This window comes from Novosphingobium sp. YAF33 (assembly GCF_052113265.1).
In the GTDB taxonomy this organism is placed as follows: domain Bacteria; phylum Pseudomonadota; class Alphaproteobacteria; order Sphingomonadales; family Sphingomonadaceae; genus Novosphingobium.
Genome location: NZ_JBFRCW010000020.1, coordinates 1 through 18,115, shown reverse-complemented (window position 1 = coordinate 18,115; position 18,115 = coordinate 1). Strand labels below are relative to the sequence as shown.

The window sequence follows — 18,115 nt, the reverse complement described above, 5'->3', positions numbered from 1 at the left end:
GGCCCCTTCAGAACTTGAACCGCAAGGCGGCGGAATAGACGCGGCCCTCGAAATAGACGCGGTCGGTGAAGGCCTTGGTGCCCCAGTAGGCCCGCTGCGGGCGATTGAGCAGGTTGGTGCCGTCCACCGTCAGCGAGAGGTTGCGGTTGAAGTTGTAGGTTGCCGAAGCTGCCAGGCGCGAGATCGGGTACCAGTTCAGGTTCCTGGAGGGATCGGTCAGATTGTAGCTGAGCGTGAAGTCGCTGCGCCAGGACCAGGCGACTTTCGCGCGGAACCGGCCGTCATCGTAGAACAGGCTGGCATTGTAGCTGTGCTTCGAGATGCCGGCCGTCTGCCCCTTGAAGGCGGCGGTCACCTCCGTTGCCGGCAGGTTCTGCGCGGAATCGATATATGTGTAGTTCGCCGAGGCGCCGAAGTGCCGCAACAGGCCCGGTGCGAAGTCGAAGAAGGTGCTCGCGCCCACTTCCACGCCCTTGATATATCCGTCGCCCGCATTGACGTACTTGGTCACGTCGACGGTTCCCAAGGCGCCGGGGATCGCATCGTCTTCCACCGTCGTCTTGACGATGTAGCCCGTCACGTCCCGGTAGAATCCCGCAAGCGAGATCGAGCCCGTGCGGCCGAAGTAATATTCCAGCGACAAGTCCCAATTGGTCGAGCGCACCGGTTTCAGATCCGGATTCCCCGAAGTGGCGATGCCGGTGTAGTCGCCCGACGCGCTCTGGACCTGCACGAGTGCCACGGTGGGATTGAGGTTGGCGAAGTCTGGCCGGCTGAATGTGCGCGTCCAGGCGCCTCGAAGCTGCAGTTCGGGCGTGAAATGCACGATCGCCGTGATCGCGGGGTCCACGTCCACGTAGTTCTGCCGGCCGTGGATCGGCGTGTATCGGGTAATGGTGCCGCCGGTGGTCGGGGTGTTTTCGCGAATGCTCTGGGTGCCGTCGATGGAGAGCCAGGTGTTCACCACGCGCAGGCCCGCCACGCCGTCGACCGGCATGCCCGCCAGTTCGAAGCCGTACTTGAACTGCCCATAGGCCGCGAAGCTCTGCTCCTTGCCGTCGAAGGCGGCAAGCGGATCGTAAGCCGGGCGGCCGTCGTCGGTGAAGTAGCCGGGCTTGAGCGTGCTCACGTAATCGTTGAGCGCGATCACGTTCGCTTCGCTGTTGAGATAAGTGGCGTCATAGCCGACCCAGCCCGTGGGAATGGCCGCATCGTCCCCGCCCGGGCGGCGCGACAGTACGGCGGGCGTCTCTCCGCCCGGAAAGGCGGACATCGGCAGCTTGAGCGCGTTCAGGTCCACCAGCCCGGTGCCCGAACGATATTCGGCGGTGCGGCGGGCATAGCGAAAGCCCGTCTTGAAAGCGCGAAAGAAGCCGGTGCCGGTATCGAGTTCCAGGTCCGTGCGCCATTGCAGGCCCTTGCCCTTTTCCCGCTGGCGCGTGTCCGAATAGGCGCGGACATGGAACTGGTCGATATCGCCCAGATCGGCAGTCGGGTAAGCATAGGACAGCCCGCCCCATGTGCCGTCGCTCTGGAAGGTCGCGTCGATGACCGGCGCCTGGTTGAACCCGAGCAGGAACAGCTGCTGGTCCGTCTCGATCCGCGATGTGGTATAGACCGCGCTGGTGGTCAGCGCGGCGATGCCCGACTTGAAGTCGGCGCCGAATTCGATCTGGGTCGTGTCCAGCAACTGGCGCGTGTGGTTGGAGCGGGCACCCGAGTTGGCCGTTGCGGTGAAGCGGGCGCTCTTGACGATCTGGGTGCCCTCTACCAGCTCGACATTGCCGAGAGCGGTGTTCGCCGCGATGTTCGTCTGGAAATCGGTATCGGTGTAAGTGTTGTCGTCCGTGACATTGGTGGCGCGCAAGTGCATGCCGAAGTTGTAGGCAGGGCGCCACTGGATCTCGCCGGTCAGGACCGGGCGCTCGTAGTGGCCCTTGGGGTTCTTGGCGAGGATGCCGGTCGGCAGGCTGTAGCCGGCGGGGGTAGTCTGCGGGCCCAGGCTTTCGCGATACGATTCGTAGTAGTCCCGCCGCGTGTAACTGGCATTGACGAGCACGCCGATTTCGCCCGCCCCGGTATCCCAGTTCCCCGCGACGAGCACGTCGCCGTTGTACATCAGCTTGTCGGCCTGATCGTCGTAGCTGCTGCGCAGGGTGGCAGCGACGCTGATGCCCTTCCTGAAGTCCAGGGGCTGGCGCAGCTGGACGTCCACCGCGCCGCCGATGCCGCCTTCGATCAGGTCGGGCGTCAAGGCCTTGTAGACTTCCATCGAGCGGATCAGTCCGGCCGGATAGCTGTTGAGCAAAGTACGCCGCGATACGCCCGTGTAAGCCTCCTGGCCGTTGATGGTCGTCACCACGCTGGAGATCCCGCGAATGGTGATGGCCTGGCCTTCGCCGCGGTTGCGGAACACCTGCACGCCGGGCAGGCGGGCGAGCGCCTCGGTGGCGCTGTTGTCGGGCAACTGGCCGATATCTTCGGCGGCGATGGCATCGACGATCGCGTCGGACTTGCGCTTGATGTCGCGCGCGGTGCTCAGGCTGGCGCGAAAGCCGGTGACCACGATGTCATCCGCGGCGGCGGCATCGCTGGGAACCGGCGCGCGCGCCTCGCTCAGCTTTACGCGGCGCAGGACGATCCGCGCACCGTCGTCGGCGGCCACTTCCAGGCCGGTGCCCGCGATCAGCAGGCGCAGCGCGGCGCGGGCATCCATGGGGCCTTTCACGGCGCGGCTGCGCAGCGCTTCAAGGCCCTCGCCCGGCGCCACGATCTGGATCTGCGCCTGCCTGCCCAGCGAGGCTATCGCGCTCGCCAGCGGCTGGGCGGGAATGTCGAACTGGCGCTGCTGGGCAAGCGCAGGCGTGGCAATGGCACAGGCGACGACAGCCATGCCGCAGCCGGAAAGAAGTCTCGAATGCATGAGTAACGATCCCCACCAGCGGCGCGTCTGCCGCTTTCGAGGGCTAGATGCGAGGCCGCCGACGATCCTCCATCCCCAGGCGATTTTATTTTCGCGAGAGCACGACGGCATCGTCGCGCTCGGTCAGCCGCAGGCCGTGGGCGAGGGCGGCTGCCTGCGCGAAGCCCTTGGGATCGCTCGTGGAAAAGACGCCCGCCATTTTCAGGCCGGCCACCTGGGGATCGTCGATGACGATCCGGCGGTCCGAATAGCGGGCATATTGGCGCGCCGCATCGCCCAGCGTCAGCCCGGTAAGGTCCATCTCGCCGCGTTGCCACAGGCCCAGGCGGTCGACTTCGCCCACCGAAAGCTGCTCCCGCGTGATTGCGCCTTGCGCAGGCACGGTCATGCGGTCGCCTGCCGCCAGCAAGGCCGGTGCCGCGCCCTTCGTCTGCACTTCCACGCGGCCTTCGCGCACGATGACCGCCACTTCGCCAAGCTCCGAAAGGTGGACCAGGAAGCTCGTCCCGACCACCCGGATCCGCACCGGCCCCGCTTCGACGATGAAGGGGCGGGAAGCGTCCTTGGCCACGTCGAAATTCGCTTCCCCGGCCAGCATGCTGATCCGGCGTTCCAGCGGCTTCATCGCCACCGAGACTTCGGTTCCGGCATTGAGCGTCACGGCGGATCCATCCTCGAGCGCAGTGCGGCGCACGGTGCCCTTGTCTGCCGTCAGGCTGGTGCTTCCGGCCAGCCGGTCCAGGCCCAGGGCCACCAGCAGCGATGYCGCCATGGCACCGGCCGCGCCGCCCAGCCATAGCCTGCGGCTCATCACGCGCCGCTCGGAAACGCGCGGGGCTTCGGCCGAGACCTCGGGAAGGCCGGTGGCCACCTCGGGAATGTCGCGGTCGACGCCGAGTGCCACGGCGCGGTCGAAATAGGCGTTTGCCGCCATTGCCCGTGCGAAGGCGCCGGCGTGGCGCGGGTCGGCGGCCAGCCAGGCGTCGAGTTCGGCCTGGTCCTGCGGATTCAGCGTGGCGGCATCGACGCGCAGCGCCCACTGCGCCGCGCGCTCGTCAAGCGCGTTCACGCGGTCGGGATCTGTCACTGGTCTCGCTGTCGTCTCGCTGTTCACGCACGCTAGATGACGCATTGCGGACATTTCCGCCACGCCCGATTGCATTTGTCAGGATCGCGAGCGCCTTCACCATGTGTTTCTCGACCGTGCTTTCGGCGATGCCGAGCGCTTCGGCCACCTGGCGCTGGCTCAGGCCCTGGATCTTGCGCATCGTGAAGACTTCGCGGCAGCGGTCGGGCAGGGCGGCAATGGCCGCGGAGACTTGCGACAGTTCCTGGCGGTCCGCAGCGACCCTTTCAGGCGTCGGGGCGTCCTCCGGGATATCCAGGAACTGTGCGTTGGCTTGCACGTCGATGGTCACGATCCTGGCGCGGCGCAGCGATTGCAGCACGACGGACTTGGCCACTTCGAACATATAGGTCCGCGCATTGCGAATGTGGTCCACCCGCTCGATCGAGGCGAGGATCGCGTAGGTTTCCTGGACGACATCGTCCACTTCCAGCCCCGCGGACGCCGTGCGCGCGGACAGCCACTGCCGCAGGGCAGCTTCATGCGGGAAGACATTGCGTCCCAGCCAGACGGCGCGTTCACGGGAAAAGGACATCGACGCCGCGACTATCCGGGCTGCATGACAATTTGGATACAGCGGCGCCCAAGGACGAAAGTTCTCTCCGGCATGGCGGATAGGCGCGCGCGCCGCATCTAGCAGGCGGCCCAGGCGCTCGCAGCCCCGATCCCTGCAGCGAAAGGCCGATGCTGACACCGTTCGGTCGGGACACCGGAGGACCAATGGCGAAATTCAGAATATGGCTGCAAGCGGCGCTGGGCATGGCGTCTGTTTCGCTTGTGGCGACCACGAGCCCTGCCGACGCCTGGACAAGGACCGGCCACGCCGCGATCGGCTTCGTCGCGGAAGCCAAGCTCAAGACCGACAACCGCGAGGTCTGGAACAAGCTGGCCGAGATTCTGGACGGCGCCGAATTCTACGATGAGGCGGTCGCGGGCTGGGCGGACGATGTCCGTACCGCGCACCCCGAGCTTATCCATACCGTGCGCATTCCCGTGCTAGGCGCGGTGCCCTCGGCCTCGGACCCGGCCTGCATCGCCGACCAGCCCGAGGTCAGCTGCGCCGACAAGACCATCGCCCATTACGCCGCCRTTCTCAAGGATGCGAACAACCCCCGGCAGCAGCGGCTGGAGGCGCTCAAGTTCATCCTGCATCTGGTGGGAGACCTGCATCAGCCGCTCCATGGATCGGAGCCCGGCGGCGCGCAAAGCAAAGTGCTGATCCCCGGAGGAATACTCAACGTGGATGCCAATGGCGCGGCTCTGGCCAGCGATGTTCATGCGGTTTGGGACTACGCGATCATCAAGCGGCATGGCCTGACCGCGGTGCAACTGGGCCGGCAATTGTGGGACGATGCCACGCTGGCGCCGCCCACCGGCCTGACCCCGCGCGACTGGGCCGTGGAAAGTCGGAACCTGGCGAAGAAGTACATCTTCCTCGATCCCGTGACGCCCAGTGCCAACGACGCCTACAAGGTCCCGGCATGCGGCGGCCGCACGGGGATCGCGTGCCCGGCAGCGGCCAGGACGATGCCTGCCGACTACGAGACGAAGAACTATTACCTCGTCTCCTATCGGCTCAAGCAGGCAGGGCTGCGGCTGGCCGAATATCTGGTGAACTTGATGGGGACCTGACCGGCAGGCGCGAAAGACCTTCGGCCTCCCGATGGGGCCGGAGGTCTATGCTTCCGCCTGGAGCGGCCCGTCGCCTCAGGAAGCGGAGCTCGGCCCTGAACCCAGGCTTGCCGCGATTTCCTGCTCGGCCGCGGTCGCTTCGGCGATGAGCTGGCGCAGGGCCTTTGCGGTGTCTTCCAGAAGACCCGCGCCAAGCGGGCGCTCCCCGTTCACAAACCGCCGGATCGCGCGCTCGTCTATGCCGAGGCGGCGGGAGAAAGCGGTGGTGCCGCCGAACAGCTGGACGCAATAAGCAAAGTGTTCACGTTGCTCGTCGATCGAAGATTCTGCCATTTTACCTGCCTGTTGGTTCGCTGGTCTTGCCATAGGCGATCTTGCGCGCGAGGCAAATGGCGCCTGCTCGTGCGGATGTCACCGCACTCTCGGGGGCGGGCATGGCAGCCCTTTCAGTTGCCGTCCGCATCGACGGTGAACACCATGGGCTTACCGCGAGACGTGGGCTCCCAGCCGGCCTCAAGCGCGGCGCGAATGCCCCGCGAGACGATCGCGTCGCCGATCTGGAGGCGTCCGCGCTGCATGCCCTTCATCAGGCGTTTCGGCGGGGGGAACTCCAGCAAGGCGCCGCGCTGGGTGTTCTTGCGCTGCAACGCAACGGTCATGCCTCTCCAGCCATCGAAGTCGTCCCACTGCGGCTCGCTGCGCAGCTCCCATTCATATTGAAGTCCATCGACCTCGACGATACCGGCTAGCTTGTTGGTCATGCCGGTACGCCTAGCAGGTCTCGGCCCGCAAACCACCTGCCGATCGGCGGTGGCGAACAACATTTCCGGACGAGGCCGCTATTCGCCGCAAGGCCCGGACCGCTCGCCTGCGGAAGCGCGCGGCCGAGGGGGCGCGGCGCGCGATGTCCGCGAAAGCCCGGTCAGGCTCTCGCGGACATCGTATCATCGCCTCTTCCGCCCGGACGAGGCGCCTGGGCTCAATAGGCCGCCGACAAGGTCAGGAACCACTGGCGCGGTGCGATGGGATAGGCGGAATAGCTGTTCGTGGCCGATCCGATCGAGAGCGTCGACACGCCCTCCTTGTCCGTCAGGTTGGTGACGTTGAGCGCGAGTTCCACTTTCTTGAGCGGCAGGACACCGTCCGGAACCCGTCCGGCGACGCGCAGCGAGGTCAGGAAGTAGGAGGAAACGCTGGCGTCGTTGGTGAAGGTGGCGAAGCGGCGGCCGACAAAGTCCCCGATCGCCTGCACCTCGAACGGACCGACATTCAGCGTCGCCACCGTCTTGTTCATCCACTTGGGCGTGCCGGGCAGCTGCTTGCCGCAAGTCGGCACGATCCCGCCCGTGACGATGTAGCCGCCGATGCAGGTGTCAGTGGCCGCACCGATGCCCTGTGCGGTGGAAGTGTAGTCGTTCTGGTACTTGGACAGGTTGTACGAGATCGCATTGTAGAGCGAGAACACGTTCCCGATCCGCAGCGTGACGGCCGCGTCGACGCCGTCGGTCTTCACGTCGCCGACATTCACCAGGGTGGAGGTGCCGCCGGTGATGCCGCTGCCGGCGATCCCGCCCGGATTGGTCGGGATGGCGAGCAGGCGATTGCTGAAATCGACGTGATAGTAGTTGATCTGCGCCTGAAGCGCCCAGCCGTTGGAGAAGCTGCGGCTGGTGCGCAGGCCCGCTTCATACGTCCAGCTGGTCTCGGGCTTGCCCTCGTCGGCGAAGGCGTCGAACGCGGCCTGACTGCCGGTGAACCAGGGACCGCCGCCGCCGGCGAGATAGGCCTGATACTGGCGCAGGTTCTTCTGGACGTTGAAGTAGACCTGCTCGTGTCCGTTGAAGTCATAAGTCGCGCCGAAGGCCGGCAGGAACCAGTTCTTCGTGTTGATCTTGCCTTCGGGCAGGGCGGTGGTCCCGCCCAGCGAGCCGAGGCGCGGCTGCACCGGGAAGCGGCCGCTGGCCCACTGCGCGCTGGTCTTGACGCCGCCCTGGACGAGCAGCGCGTCGGTCACCTGCCAGGTGTCCTGGAGGTGGAGCTGCAACTGCTTGATCCGCGCCTCGCCCTGATACTGGGTGAACAGCGGGTCCATGACATCGCGGGGACGGACATAGGGCGTGCTCAGCGAGGGATCGGAAACCGGCACGGCGTACCAGCGGCGCCACTGGGTGGTGCTGTTGTGCTCGAACCAGCCGCCGAATTCGATCTTGTGGCTGCCGAGTTCGACGCTCGCCGCGGAGATCACGCCGAAGCGGTCGATGCGGTATTCGGTCGTGCGGGTAATCATGCCGGAGCCGCCGGTCGCGGCCAGCAGTGCGGCGCCGGACGCGGCCGCCTGGGCGGTGGTCAGCGCGGTGCAGGCGGTGGGGCGGATGCCGTTGCCATTGGCGCCGAAGCGGCAATTGGTGGGCAGGCTGGCATAGTTCGGATCGAGATAGGCCTGCGCCGTGGTGATCGACTGGCCGAGCGGGCCGGCCACCACGCCGGCGCCGTCGTTGTGGTGATAGTAACCCGTGGTCGACCAGGTGATCTTGTCGGAAAGGCGGGCATCGTAGCGCACATAGCCGAGATAGTCGGTGCGCTGGGCGTCCGAATAGTAATTGCGGTAATTGCTGCCCTCGGACGCCGGAGAGTTTCCGAGCGGGGTCAGGTAGCTTGTCCGATAACCGTCGAAATCGGGATAGAAGAAGGGCTTGGTATAAGGGGTATAGAGCTGGACCGGGGTGGCCGTGCCGCCTGCCGAAGGCTTGAAGAACACGGTCGCGTCCTCGTTCGGCTGCGTCATGTCGTTGTAGTCGAAGTAGAGCGTCAGCTTGCCGGCATCGCTGTCGTGCACGAACTTCGCATTGGCCTGCCAGCCCTTCTGGATGCCGTCGAAGTCCCAGGCCCGCGCCCTCTGGCGGACGCCCGAGATATAGCCCGAATTCCCGCCGCCGATGTCGCCGCTGTCGACCCGCAGATAGGTGCGCGAGGTGCCGTAGCTGCCTACGGTCTGCGCGCCGCGAATGCCGAATTCGGCCTGGGGATCGGAGGAGAAGGTCTCGACCGTACCGCCGAGGTTGCTGTTCGAGGGCGTTGCCAGGTCGCCCGCGCCGGTGGCCACGACCACCCGGCCGACGTTCTCGGAAATGACCGCGCGCTGCGGGGAAAGGCCGTTGTAGTTGCCGTAGCTCTGGTCGCCCAGCGGGATGCCGTCCATGGTGTAGCCGAGCTGGTTGCCGGCAAATCCGTGGACGAAGATCTGCGCGTTCTGCTCGTTGTTCCCCCAGGGATCGGCAGTGATGTAGAGGACGCCGGGCAGGGTCTGGATCGCCTTCAGAGGCGAGACGCCGGGCAGGATCTTCTGGATTTCGACTTCGGAGATCGCCGTGGCGGAGCGGGTGGTCTTGGCGCCGGTGACGATGATCGCGCCGTTGCTCTCGCCCGCGTCGACGTCTGCGCCTGCCGAAGGGGCCTCGTCACGCGCCATCGCTTGCGCCGCGGAGCACAGAGCGAGCGCGGTACCGGCGAGCATTGCGCAGCGCACGGCCCTGGAGGCCGATGGAATTGCCGTCATCTGATTGTCTTCCCCAAACCTTGCTGCCGGTGCGTTCACCGAGCGACAGGTCGGTTAGCCAAGCGACGTGGCGGTTTGACTTACCTTTGGTGACAGTAAGGTTTCAGTACCGGGGGCGGCTATGTCCGGTGAAGGCAAGGCGAATGGTGGGAATGGCGGATTCGGATCAGAAAAGCCGCCTTAAGCCAGTGGGCCTATGCGCCGGGCCGGTGTGTAAATGGCCTGACCTGTTCAAAAATGGAGGAAAATTTGTTCCAGAACGAGCGGCCCTTTAATAGGTAGTACGCGACTTTCCTCTCGTAATTAAGTTGGCCTCTCTTTCGTCTCGCTCCGCCCTTGCGCGCGGTGGGTGCTGCCGCGACTTCGGGATTATGCCTCGCAGGAACAGGGAAGCGGCGCTAAAGGCGGCGCATGGAAATGCGTCTGTGAGTGCCAAGGATCCCTGCATATCGGTGTGCCAGTTCGACGGTAAGTCGGGTTGGTGCCGTGGATGCGCCCGTACCCTCGAAGAAGTGCGCAAGTGGCGCAAGCTGCAGCCCCATGGCCGCAAGTCGATCGAGCGCGAACTGCCGCGCCGGTTGCAACGCCTTGCGGCGCGCGACGGTGGGTGAAGGCGTGCTTCGGCGCGGCGGTTTTTCGCAGAGGACAGGGAACGGCCTCTTCGCCGGAGCGCTTCCCCGTCACGCGCCGCGATTTGCAACCGTGCAGCGCCGGGCAGCTTGCGGAACGGATGAAGAGCCTTTTTGATGACCGAACCTTGTGATTTCGAAGCTGCCCGTCTCGAGGCCCTGGCGCGTTACGACGTGCTGGATTCGCCGCGGGAAAAGGCCTTCGACGAAATCGCGGAGCTGGCAGCTGCGATTTGCGGCACGCCTATCGCCGTCGTCAATTTCGTGGGTGAAGGGCGCCAGTTCTTCAAGGCGGAAGTGGGCCTTGGCCTTCGCGAAACGCCCATAGAGACCTCGTTCTGCATCAAGGCCCTGCTGGAAGAAGACTTCCTCCTCGTGACCGATGCCACGCAGGACGCGCGGTTTTCGGACAATCCGCTGGTCACGGCCGAACCGGGCCTGCGGTTCTATGCGGGCGCGCTGCTCAAGACGGAGGACGGCTACCCGGTCGGCACTCTCTGCGTGCTGGACTATGTCCCGCGCGAACTGGATGCCGTGCAGGAAAAGGCCCTGCGGGTCCTTGCCCGGCAGGCGCTGACGGCGCTGGACCTGCGCCGCGCGGCCGCCGTGGCCGAGATGGAGAAGAAGCGCCTCCGGCACGCGCAGGAAGCGGGTAAAGTGGGCCTGTTCACGGTAGAGATCGCGCAGGACAGGGTCTATCCGACGCCCGAGCTTTGCCGGCTCTATGGGCTTCCGGTCAAGGCGAGCTACCAGACCTCGGACTTCGAGCAATGCGTCGTTCCCGAAGACCGGGCGCGGGTATCGAGCCTGCACGCCCGCTCTGCGGGGACCGGCGAACTCTCGGTCGACTACCGCGTGAAGGATGCGGCGACGGGAGAAATACGCTGGCTGTCGCGTACTGCCGAATACGAACGTGATGGCTCCGGCACGCCGGTCGGCTTCGTGGGCGCCGTGCGCGACATCAGCGGGCACCGGGAAATCGTGGCCGCCCTGGCGCGGAGCGAGGAACGTTACCGGGCCTTGTTCGAGGCGCTCGACGACGGTTTCTGCATCATCGAATTCTTCGACGGCCCGCACGGTCCCCTGAGCGACTACGTCCATATCGAGGCGAATTCGGGCTACGAGCGCCAATCCGGCATTGCCAATATCGTCGGGCGCAGCTTGCGGGATCTGGAGCCGGAAGATGCGGAAGGCTGGGCCGAACTTTACGGCGAAGTGCTGCGCACCGGCAAGCCGATCCGTTTCGAGCGCTATTTCCTGGCCGCCGGGCGGCACATCGAAGTGTCCGCCTCCCGGGTCGAACCGGCATCGCTGCGCCAGGTCTCGGTCATGTTCCGCGACATCGAGGCACGGCGCCGGGCCGAAGACGCCCTGCGGGCCAGTGAGGCGATCGCCCGAGAGAACATCGATCGGGTGAATCTCGCCCTGTCCGCAGGCGCGATCATCGGCACCTGGTTCTGGGACATCCCGACGGACAGCTTCACGGTCGATGAAGGTTTCGCCCAGACTTTCGGCTTCGATCCGGGGCAGGACCGCGTGGGACTGAACCTCGCGCAGATCGTGCGTTCGGTGCATCCCGACGATCAGGCGCGGCTTTCCGAGGCCATGAACAAGGCCATGGCGGAAGGCGGGGCCTATGCGCATCAGTACCGGGTGCTGCGCGCCGATGGCCGCTATTACTGGATCGAGGCGAACGGCCGCGTCGAGATGGGGCCGGACGGGACGGCGGTGAGTTCGCCGGGCGTGCTTCTCGATATCGAGCAGCGGCGCATGATCGAGGCGGAACGCGACAGCGCGGCCAGCGCGCTGCGTGCGCTCAACGAGACGCTGGAACAGCGCGTCGCCGAGCGTACCGCCGAACTGATGCATGCCGAAGCGCAATTGCGCCAGGCCCAGAAGATGGAAGCCGTGGGGCAGCTGACGGGCGGCCTGGCGCACGATTTCAACAATTTGCTTGCCGGCATATCCGGCGCCCTGGAAATGGTGGGCACCCGGCTCAAGCAAGGGCGGCTGACCGATGTCGACAAGTATCTGGTCGCGGCACAGGGCGCATCGCGCCGCGCCGCCGCCCTGACGCACCGACTGCTGGCGTTCTCGCGGCGGCAGACGCTCGATCCGCGGCCGACCAACGTGAATGCGCTGGTCAACGGCATGGCGGAGCTGATCCAGCGCACGGTCGGGCCGGCGATCCAGGTCGAGACGGTGGGCGCGGCCAGCCTCTGGCCCACGCTGGTCGATCCCGGCCAGTTGGAGAACGCGCTGCTCAACCTCTGCATCAATGCGCGCGACGCGATGCCGCAGGGCGGGCGCATCACCATCGAGACTGCGAACAAATGGCTCGACCGCACGGGCGCGCGCACGCATGACGTTCCCGAAGGGCAATACCTCTCGCTCTGCGTCACGGATACCGGAACCGGCATGACCGCCGACGTGATCGCCAAGGCCTTCGATCCCTTCTTCACGACCAAGCCCATCGGGCAGGGCACCGGGCTGGGGCTGTCGATGATCTATGGCTTTGCCAAGCAGTCGGGCGGGCAGGTCCGCATCTATTCCGAACTGGGCGAAGGCACGACGGTCTGCATCTACCTGCCGCGCCATTACGGCGAGGTCGGCAGCGACCTCGAACTTGCCACGCACACCGCCGCTCTCGGCGCCGAAGTGGGCGAAACGGTGCTGGTCGTCGACGACGAGCCGAGCGTGCGGATGCTTGTCACCGATGTCCTCGAAGACCTGGGCTATGCCGTGATCGAAGCGGCGGACAGCGTTTCCGGCCTGCATGTGCTGCAGTCAGACGTTCGGATCGATCTCTTGATTAGCGATGTCGGTCTGCCCGGCGGCATGAACGGCCGCCAGATGGCCGATGCCGGCCGGCAGAGCCGCCCGGACCTGAGGGTGCTGTTCATCACCGGCTATGCGGAGAACTCGGTGATCGGCAACGGTCATCTCGAGCCGGGCATGCAAGTGCTGACCAAGCCTTTCGCCGTGGACACCCTGATATCCCGCGTGCGCGACATCACCGCGGAATGACCTGCGCGCGGGCGGTGAACGGACCTGCCCGTCGCACCATGAATAGAGGCCCCGTAGAGATGCATTCGGCTACGGGGCCTCAGTTTCAGCCTGGTGCGTCTGACCGACACAGACTGACGGCCACATAGCAATCCACCAGGCCGATCCGGACGCGCCTTCATCAGAGGGCGTGGGTCGCAATCGCCCGAAGTGAGAGCCAAGCGTTTGTAAGGACGCGATGTTCCGCGGCCTCTCGGAATAGTCAGGGCCATCGGGCGCGCGATCCTTGCGGCGCTGCTTCCCCTGCGCATTTCGCCGCAGCCCCTGCCGATGCCTGCGCGAGCGGGCCGCAACCCATGCCGCGTGCCCGGAAACGATACGTAACCGGCGAGCTAAGCGCCTGAGACTTGCGAAGGCCATTTCCTGCCTCATCCGCATGTTCGAAGGAGATTGATTAGTGGCGACATCCAACACCCTGGCTACCGCGCAGCCGACACCGGACGAGGCTCTGCAGCGCCTGGTGGACGGGAACCGCGCATTCGTTGCCGACCAGCCGTCGCAGTCGGACATCTCGCGCGAGCGCCGTCTCGCGCTGGCGGAGGGGCAGCAGCCCTTCGCGACCCTGGTGGGGTGCTCGGATTCGCGCGTCGGCCCCGAGCAGTTGTTCGGAGCGGGTCTTGGCGAGCTGTTCATCGTGCGAACGGCCGGAAACAACGTCGATGCGGCGGGAATGGGTTCCGTGGAGTATTCGGTCAGCGTCCTGAAAGTGCCGCTCATCGTGGTGCTCGGCCACGAGAAATGCGGCGCCGTCGCGGCTGCCGCGGACGTCGTGACCAAGGACGTGCGCTTCCCCGGCAGCATAGGCCGCATGATCGAGCCGATCATTCCGGCGGTGCTGGCAGCCCAGCGCAATGTCGGTGAGGAAAAGCTGGTGGACGTGGCCGTCGAGGAAAATGTCCGCCGCATGGTCGAGCGGCTCCAGACGTTCTCCGAACCGATGCTGATCGAGCCGCAGGAGCGGGGCGAACTCAAGGTCGTGGGCGCGGTGTACGAACTCGCCACCGGCCGGGTGCGCTGGCTCTAAGCCGCCGTCCACCCCGGCAGACGAGAGCCCGACCGCGAAAGTCGGGCTCTCGCCGGCATAACAGCAAGGTACGGCAGGTTGCCGGTTGAGGCCGATCGGCGGCCTTCCGGCAGCTTCCGGCCCTCGGCAAGGTCTACCTCCAAGCGGCCGTCACCGTTTCGCGGCGCAGGACTTGCGGCCGGCCCTGGCCCAGGCAATGGCGCTGTCGAACAGCTTGCGCCCGGTATCGGTCATGCGGGTGAAGCTGTTGTTTTCCATGCCAATGAACACCCGGCGGGCAGGGGCGAGGTGGTCGTGATCCATCGTCGCCCCGGCCTCGTAGCCGAAAAGGGTCGATTTCTCCGGCTCGCCCGGCCAGGTCATGATGACGTCGGCGCCCAGCCCCGGCTTGCCCCAGCCTGCCGGCGTTCGGGCTTCGGTCCAGGTCCCGAGCCCTGCGGGGATTCCCGCCGCCAGCGGATGAGGCGCGCGGACCAGCCAGAAATAGTGCCCCGTTTCCAGCTCGCCGAAGTCACTGTCGCGGCGTAGGCCGGTCATCCACAAGTCGTCGAGCAGGTCATTCTCCCAGGTCACCAGCGGGATGCCCATGTCGCGAAGGCGCGTGATGACCGAGCGTTCGGCGGTGAACTGGTTGGAGCGGACCGTGGAGGACATCACCACCAGATCGAACCCGCAAGGATCCGGCATGCCGGCACCACCTTGGCCCGCGAGCCCCTCGCTGACGGTCACGCTGTAGCCCAGTTGTTCGAGCCGCGCCTTGACTTGCGGATCGGCCGAACCTCCCGGCGGATCGGCGCGCATCAGGAACAGGATGCGGCCCGCATCCCCCGCGGGCGCGGGAAGGGGCGCCGCGGCGCTTGCCAGCAGCAGGACGACGATGGCGGCGAACGCCTTGCCCATCCTCAGAAGCTCCCGCTCAGGCCGACAAGGAAGCTGCGACCTTCGCCCGGCACGACTTGCGAGCGCGAAACCGAGGATTCCATGTAGTAGTCGTTGGTGATGTTCTTGACGTTGAGCGAAAGGCGGACCTTGTCTGCCAGCTTGTACCAGACACTGCTGTCCAGGCGCGTATAGCCGCCGATGCTGAAGCTGTTCTCCAGGTCGCCCTGGCGGTTGCTGGCCGCGAAGACGCCCCCGCCAAGCCCGAAATTGCGAAGCGCCCCGTCGATCGGTTCCCAGGTCAGCCAGAAGCTGCCGCTCCACTTGGGCACGCCGATCAACTGGTTGCCGCGCGCGTAGTCGGTCGATTCCCGGACGGTCGCGTCGGTATAGGCGCCGTTGGCGATCACTTTCACGCTGGGGCTGATCGAGCCCGAGAGATCGAGTTCCACGCCGCGCGACCGCTGCACGCCGGCGTTGATATTGTAGCCGACGTTGTTGGGGTCCTGCTGCGTCACGTTTTCACGGGTGAGCTGGTACACGGCCAGGGTGCCGCCCAGACGGCCGCCGAACAGCTCCGCCTTGACGCCGGTCTCGTACTGCTTGCCCTTTTCGGGATCGATGGGCTTGCCGTCGATGGTCGGTTCGGGCTTCGACTGGAACGAACGGGTGAAGTCGGCAAAGAGCGAAATATTGGGCACCGGCTTGAAGACCAGTCCCACGCGGGGCGACCAGGCCTTGTCATCGGATTCGTACTGGGTCGTGCCGTGGTCGGACTGCCGTGCATGGTCGTAGCGCACACCGGCCAGCAGATTGATCCGCTCGCCGATGTCGATCTGGTCCTGCAGGTAGCCGGACCAGGATTTGGCCTGGACCTTGCGGTCGGCGGCGGGAACGAAAGTTCCGGGCTCGGCGCCGTAGACCGGGTTGTCGATGTCGATCCGGGCCAGCGTGGCACGGGCGAACGTGCGGAAGCGGTAGGACTTCACATATTCGCCGCCGAACACGACGGTATGGCCGATGCCGCCGGACTTGAAGCGGGCGACCATGTCGGCCTGCGCATCGTAGTTGTGATTGTTCTCATGCTGCTCGACGGCGGTGCGGGTGACGGTGCGCGCGCCGGTCGCGGCGTTGACGGCCACGGTGTTGCCGTAGTTGATGCCGAACAGGTCGAGCTTGCCTTCGTCGTAGTGGCCGATCTGGCGGATCGTCAGCCAGTCGGTCAGCTCGTGCTCGATGCGGTAATTGAATTCGTAGCGCTCGGATTCGGTGGTTGCCCAGCGCTCGCCAAGGAAACGGGTGCGCGGAAGGTCGACCACCAGGTCGCCATCGGCATCGGTCGTGGCGATGATGCCGCGGTCCGTCTGGTTGTGCTGGTGCGCATAAGTGAGGCTGGCGATCACGCGGGTGCGGTCGTCCGGCTCCCACAGCACCGATCCGGAAAGGAACTGGCGGCGATAGGGCACCAGTATGTCGCGGAACGTGTCTCCGGTCTGGGCCGCGCCGATGAAGCGCACAGCCAGGGTCTTGGCGGCATCGACCGGGCCGGTCACGTCGATCTGGCCGCGTGCGAAATCGTTGCTGCCGGCCTGGACCGAGAAGTTCATCGCGCGCTCGAAGCGCGGCTGCTTGGTGACGATGTTGATGAGGCCGCCCGGATCGCCGCGACCGTAGAGCACGGAAGCGGGGCCTTTAAGCACTTCGATGCGCTCGATATTGGCCATGTCGCGGTAGCTGTCATTGGTTTCGATCGCCGGGCTCAGCATGATCGAATCGACGGCGTAGTACGATGAGCGGAAGCCGCGGATCGTGAAGCTTTCGGAGCGGTTGCCGGCATTGGTCCCGGCCTGGATGCCGCTGACGTTGCGCAAGGCGCTGGTGAGATCGAGGATCTGCTGGTCGTCGATCACGTCGCGCGGCACGAACTGGATCGACTGCGGCACATCCATGATGTCGGTGCCGGTGCGGGTGGCCGTGGTCAGCTGCTCGACCTTGTAGTCTTCGCTGCGCTGGCCGAGCACGGTGATTTCGGAAGAGCGGATCTGGTCGGATCCGGCATCGGCGGCGGCCTCGGCCTCTTCCGCTTGCGCCATTTGCGGAGATGCGGCGGCGATCCCGAGTGACCATACGAGCGCAAGCAGCGGAGCGCGGCGGCCCCGGACGAGATTCGACATTCGAAGGATTCCCTGTTCGACCCTGGTTTTGGCCCCCGCTATTGAATATGCGAGTCAGTTGCAAGACAACCGTTTGCATATGTTTGGAGGTGAGCGGTCGGAACGGGGTTCCCACGAGCAAGTGCGTCCGAAAGCGATGAGCGATCGAACGGCTCCGGTGACGGGGAGATGCGGTTGGGGGCAAGTGGTGTCGACGCGGAGCGTATCGAGAAGCTCGGTTGTCAAAGAAATGCCGCTATTCCCTGCACGGGGACGGCATGGGCGCGGGCAGAATCGGCGTTGGTGATTGCCAATGGCAATSCACCTCCGCCGATCCATGCTCGGATTCGGTGTTTAGTCCAGGAACGCCCGCATGATGCGCGAGCGGCTCGGGTGCTTGAGCTTGCGCAGCGCCTTGGCCTCGATCTGGCGGATACGTTCGCGGGTAACCGAGAACTGCTGGCCGACTTCCTCAAGGGTGTGATCGGTGTGCATGCCGATGCCGAAGCGCATGCGCAGCACGCGTTCCTCGCGCGGGGTGAGGGACGACAAGGTGCGGGTGATCATTTCCTTGAGGTTCGCCTGGATCGCCGCATCGACCGGGATGACCGCATTGGCATCCTGGATGAAATCGCCGAGGCTGCTGTCTTCCTCGTCGCCGATCGGCGTTTCAAGGGAGATCGGCTCCTTGGCGATCTTGAGGACGCGCTTCACCTTTTCGAGCGGCATGGACAGGCGCTCGGCCATTTCCTCGGGCGTGGGCTCGCGGCCCTGCTCGTGGAGGAACTGGCGGCTGGTGCGGACGAGCTTGTTGATCGTCTCGATCATGTGGACCGGAATACGGATCGTGCGGGCCTGATCCGCGATCGAACGCGTGATCGCCTGACGGATCCACCAGGTGGCATAAGTCGAGAACTTGTAGCCGCGGCGGTACTCGAACTTGTCGACCGCCTTCATCAGGCCGATGTTGCCCTCCTGGATGAGATCCAGGAACTGAAGGCCGCGGTTCGTGTACTTCTTGGCGATCGAGATCACCAGGCGCAGGTTCGCCTCGACCATTTCCTTCTTGGCGATGCGCGCCTCGCGCTCGCCCTTCTGGACCATGTTGACGAGACGATGCGGCGGAA

Annotated in this window: 13 protein-coding genes; 4 read left to right on the top strand and 9 right to left on the bottom strand. The window is 65.4% G+C overall.

Features of this window, described 5'->3' with window-relative positions; genetic code table 11:
* Window positions 1–7: 7 nt before the first annotated feature.
* From AB4Z00_RS24500 to AB4Z00_RS24490, 3 genes are all read right to left on the bottom strand, one after another.
* A complete protein-coding gene (locus AB4Z00_RS24500; protein ID WP_442047594.1) occupies window positions 8–2,923 on the bottom strand; it encodes a TonB-dependent receptor in 2,916 nt (971 codons plus the stop codon).
* 85 nt (window positions 2,924–3,008) lie between these two features.
* Window positions 3,009–4,010 carry a FecR family protein gene (locus AB4Z00_RS24495; protein ID WP_442047593.1) on the bottom strand — a complete coding sequence of 334 codons (1,002 nt, stop codon included), beginning with the start codon at window positions 4,008–4,010 and terminating at the stop codon, window positions 3,009–3,011.
* A complete protein-coding gene (locus tag AB4Z00_RS24490; RefSeq protein ID WP_442047592.1) occupies window positions 3,979–4,584 on the bottom strand; it encodes an RNA polymerase sigma factor in 606 nt (201 codons plus the stop codon). The genes AB4Z00_RS24495 and AB4Z00_RS24490 overlap by 32 nt, the downstream gene beginning before the upstream one ends.
* A gap of 185 nt (window positions 4,585–4,769) precedes the next feature.
* Between AB4Z00_RS24490 and AB4Z00_RS24485 the strand changes: the two genes are divergently transcribed.
* Window positions 4,770–5,681, top strand: a complete 912-nt coding sequence (locus tag AB4Z00_RS24485) for a S1/P1 nuclease (RefSeq protein ID WP_442047591.1) — start codon at window positions 4,770–4,772, stop codon at window positions 5,679–5,681.
* Window positions 5,682–5,756: 75 nt separating this feature from the next.
* Here the strand turns inward: AB4Z00_RS24485 and AB4Z00_RS24480 are convergent, their stop codons facing one another.
* The 3 genes from AB4Z00_RS24480 to AB4Z00_RS24470 all read right to left on the bottom strand — a co-directional run bounded on the left by AB4Z00_RS24480 (window position 5,757) and on the right by AB4Z00_RS24470 (window position 9,237).
* Window positions 5,757–6,047, bottom strand: coding sequence for a hypothetical protein (locus AB4Z00_RS24480; protein ID WP_442047590.1), 291 nt, complete (start codon window positions 6,045–6,047; stop codon window positions 5,757–5,759).
* An 80-nt stretch (window positions 6,048–6,127) separates the two neighbouring features.
* Window positions 6,128–6,442, bottom strand: a complete 315-nt coding sequence (locus AB4Z00_RS24475) for a hypothetical protein (protein ID WP_132267153.1) — start codon at window positions 6,440–6,442, stop codon at window positions 6,128–6,130.
* A gap of 218 nt (window positions 6,443–6,660) precedes the next feature.
* Window positions 6,661–9,237, bottom strand: a complete 2,577-nt coding sequence (locus AB4Z00_RS24470) for a TonB-dependent receptor (protein WP_442047589.1) — start codon at window positions 9,235–9,237, stop codon at window positions 6,661–6,663.
* Between the two features lie 425 nt (window positions 9,238–9,662).
* Between AB4Z00_RS24470 and AB4Z00_RS24465 the strand changes: the two genes are divergently transcribed.
* From AB4Z00_RS24465 to AB4Z00_RS24455, 3 genes are all read left to right on the top strand, one after another.
* Window positions 9,663–9,848, top strand: coding sequence for a DUF1289 domain-containing protein (locus AB4Z00_RS24465; protein ID WP_442047588.1), 186 nt, complete (start codon window positions 9,663–9,665; stop codon window positions 9,846–9,848).
* A gap of 135 nt (window positions 9,849–9,983) precedes the next feature.
* Window positions 9,984–12,893, top strand: a complete 2,910-nt coding sequence (locus AB4Z00_RS24460) for a PAS domain-containing protein (protein WP_442047587.1) — start codon at window positions 9,984–9,986, stop codon at window positions 12,891–12,893.
* Window positions 12,894–13,329: 436 nt separating this feature from the next.
* Window positions 13,330–13,956 carry a carbonic anhydrase gene (locus AB4Z00_RS24455; protein WP_132267147.1) on the top strand — a complete coding sequence of 209 codons (627 nt, stop codon included), beginning with the start codon at window positions 13,330–13,332 and terminating at the stop codon, window positions 13,954–13,956.
* A 150-nt stretch (window positions 13,957–14,106) separates the two neighbouring features.
* Here the strand turns inward: AB4Z00_RS24455 and AB4Z00_RS24450 are convergent, their stop codons facing one another.
* The 3 genes from AB4Z00_RS24450 to rpoD form a co-directional block, all read right to left on the bottom strand.
* On the bottom strand, window positions 14,107–14,856 hold the full coding sequence (locus tag AB4Z00_RS24450) for a hypothetical protein (protein ID WP_442047586.1): 750 nt from the start codon (window positions 14,854–14,856) through the stop codon (window positions 14,107–14,109).
* Between the two features lie 2 nt (window positions 14,857–14,858).
* Window positions 14,859–17,009, bottom strand: coding sequence for a TonB-dependent siderophore receptor (locus AB4Z00_RS24445; RefSeq protein WP_442047585.1), 2,151 nt, complete (start codon window positions 17,007–17,009; stop codon window positions 14,859–14,861).
* A 333-nt stretch (window positions 17,010–17,342) separates the two neighbouring features.
* A partial coding sequence (gene rpoD, locus AB4Z00_RS24440) for an RNA polymerase sigma factor RpoD (protein WP_442047584.1) occupies window positions 17,343–18,115 on the bottom strand: 773 nt, incomplete at its 5' end.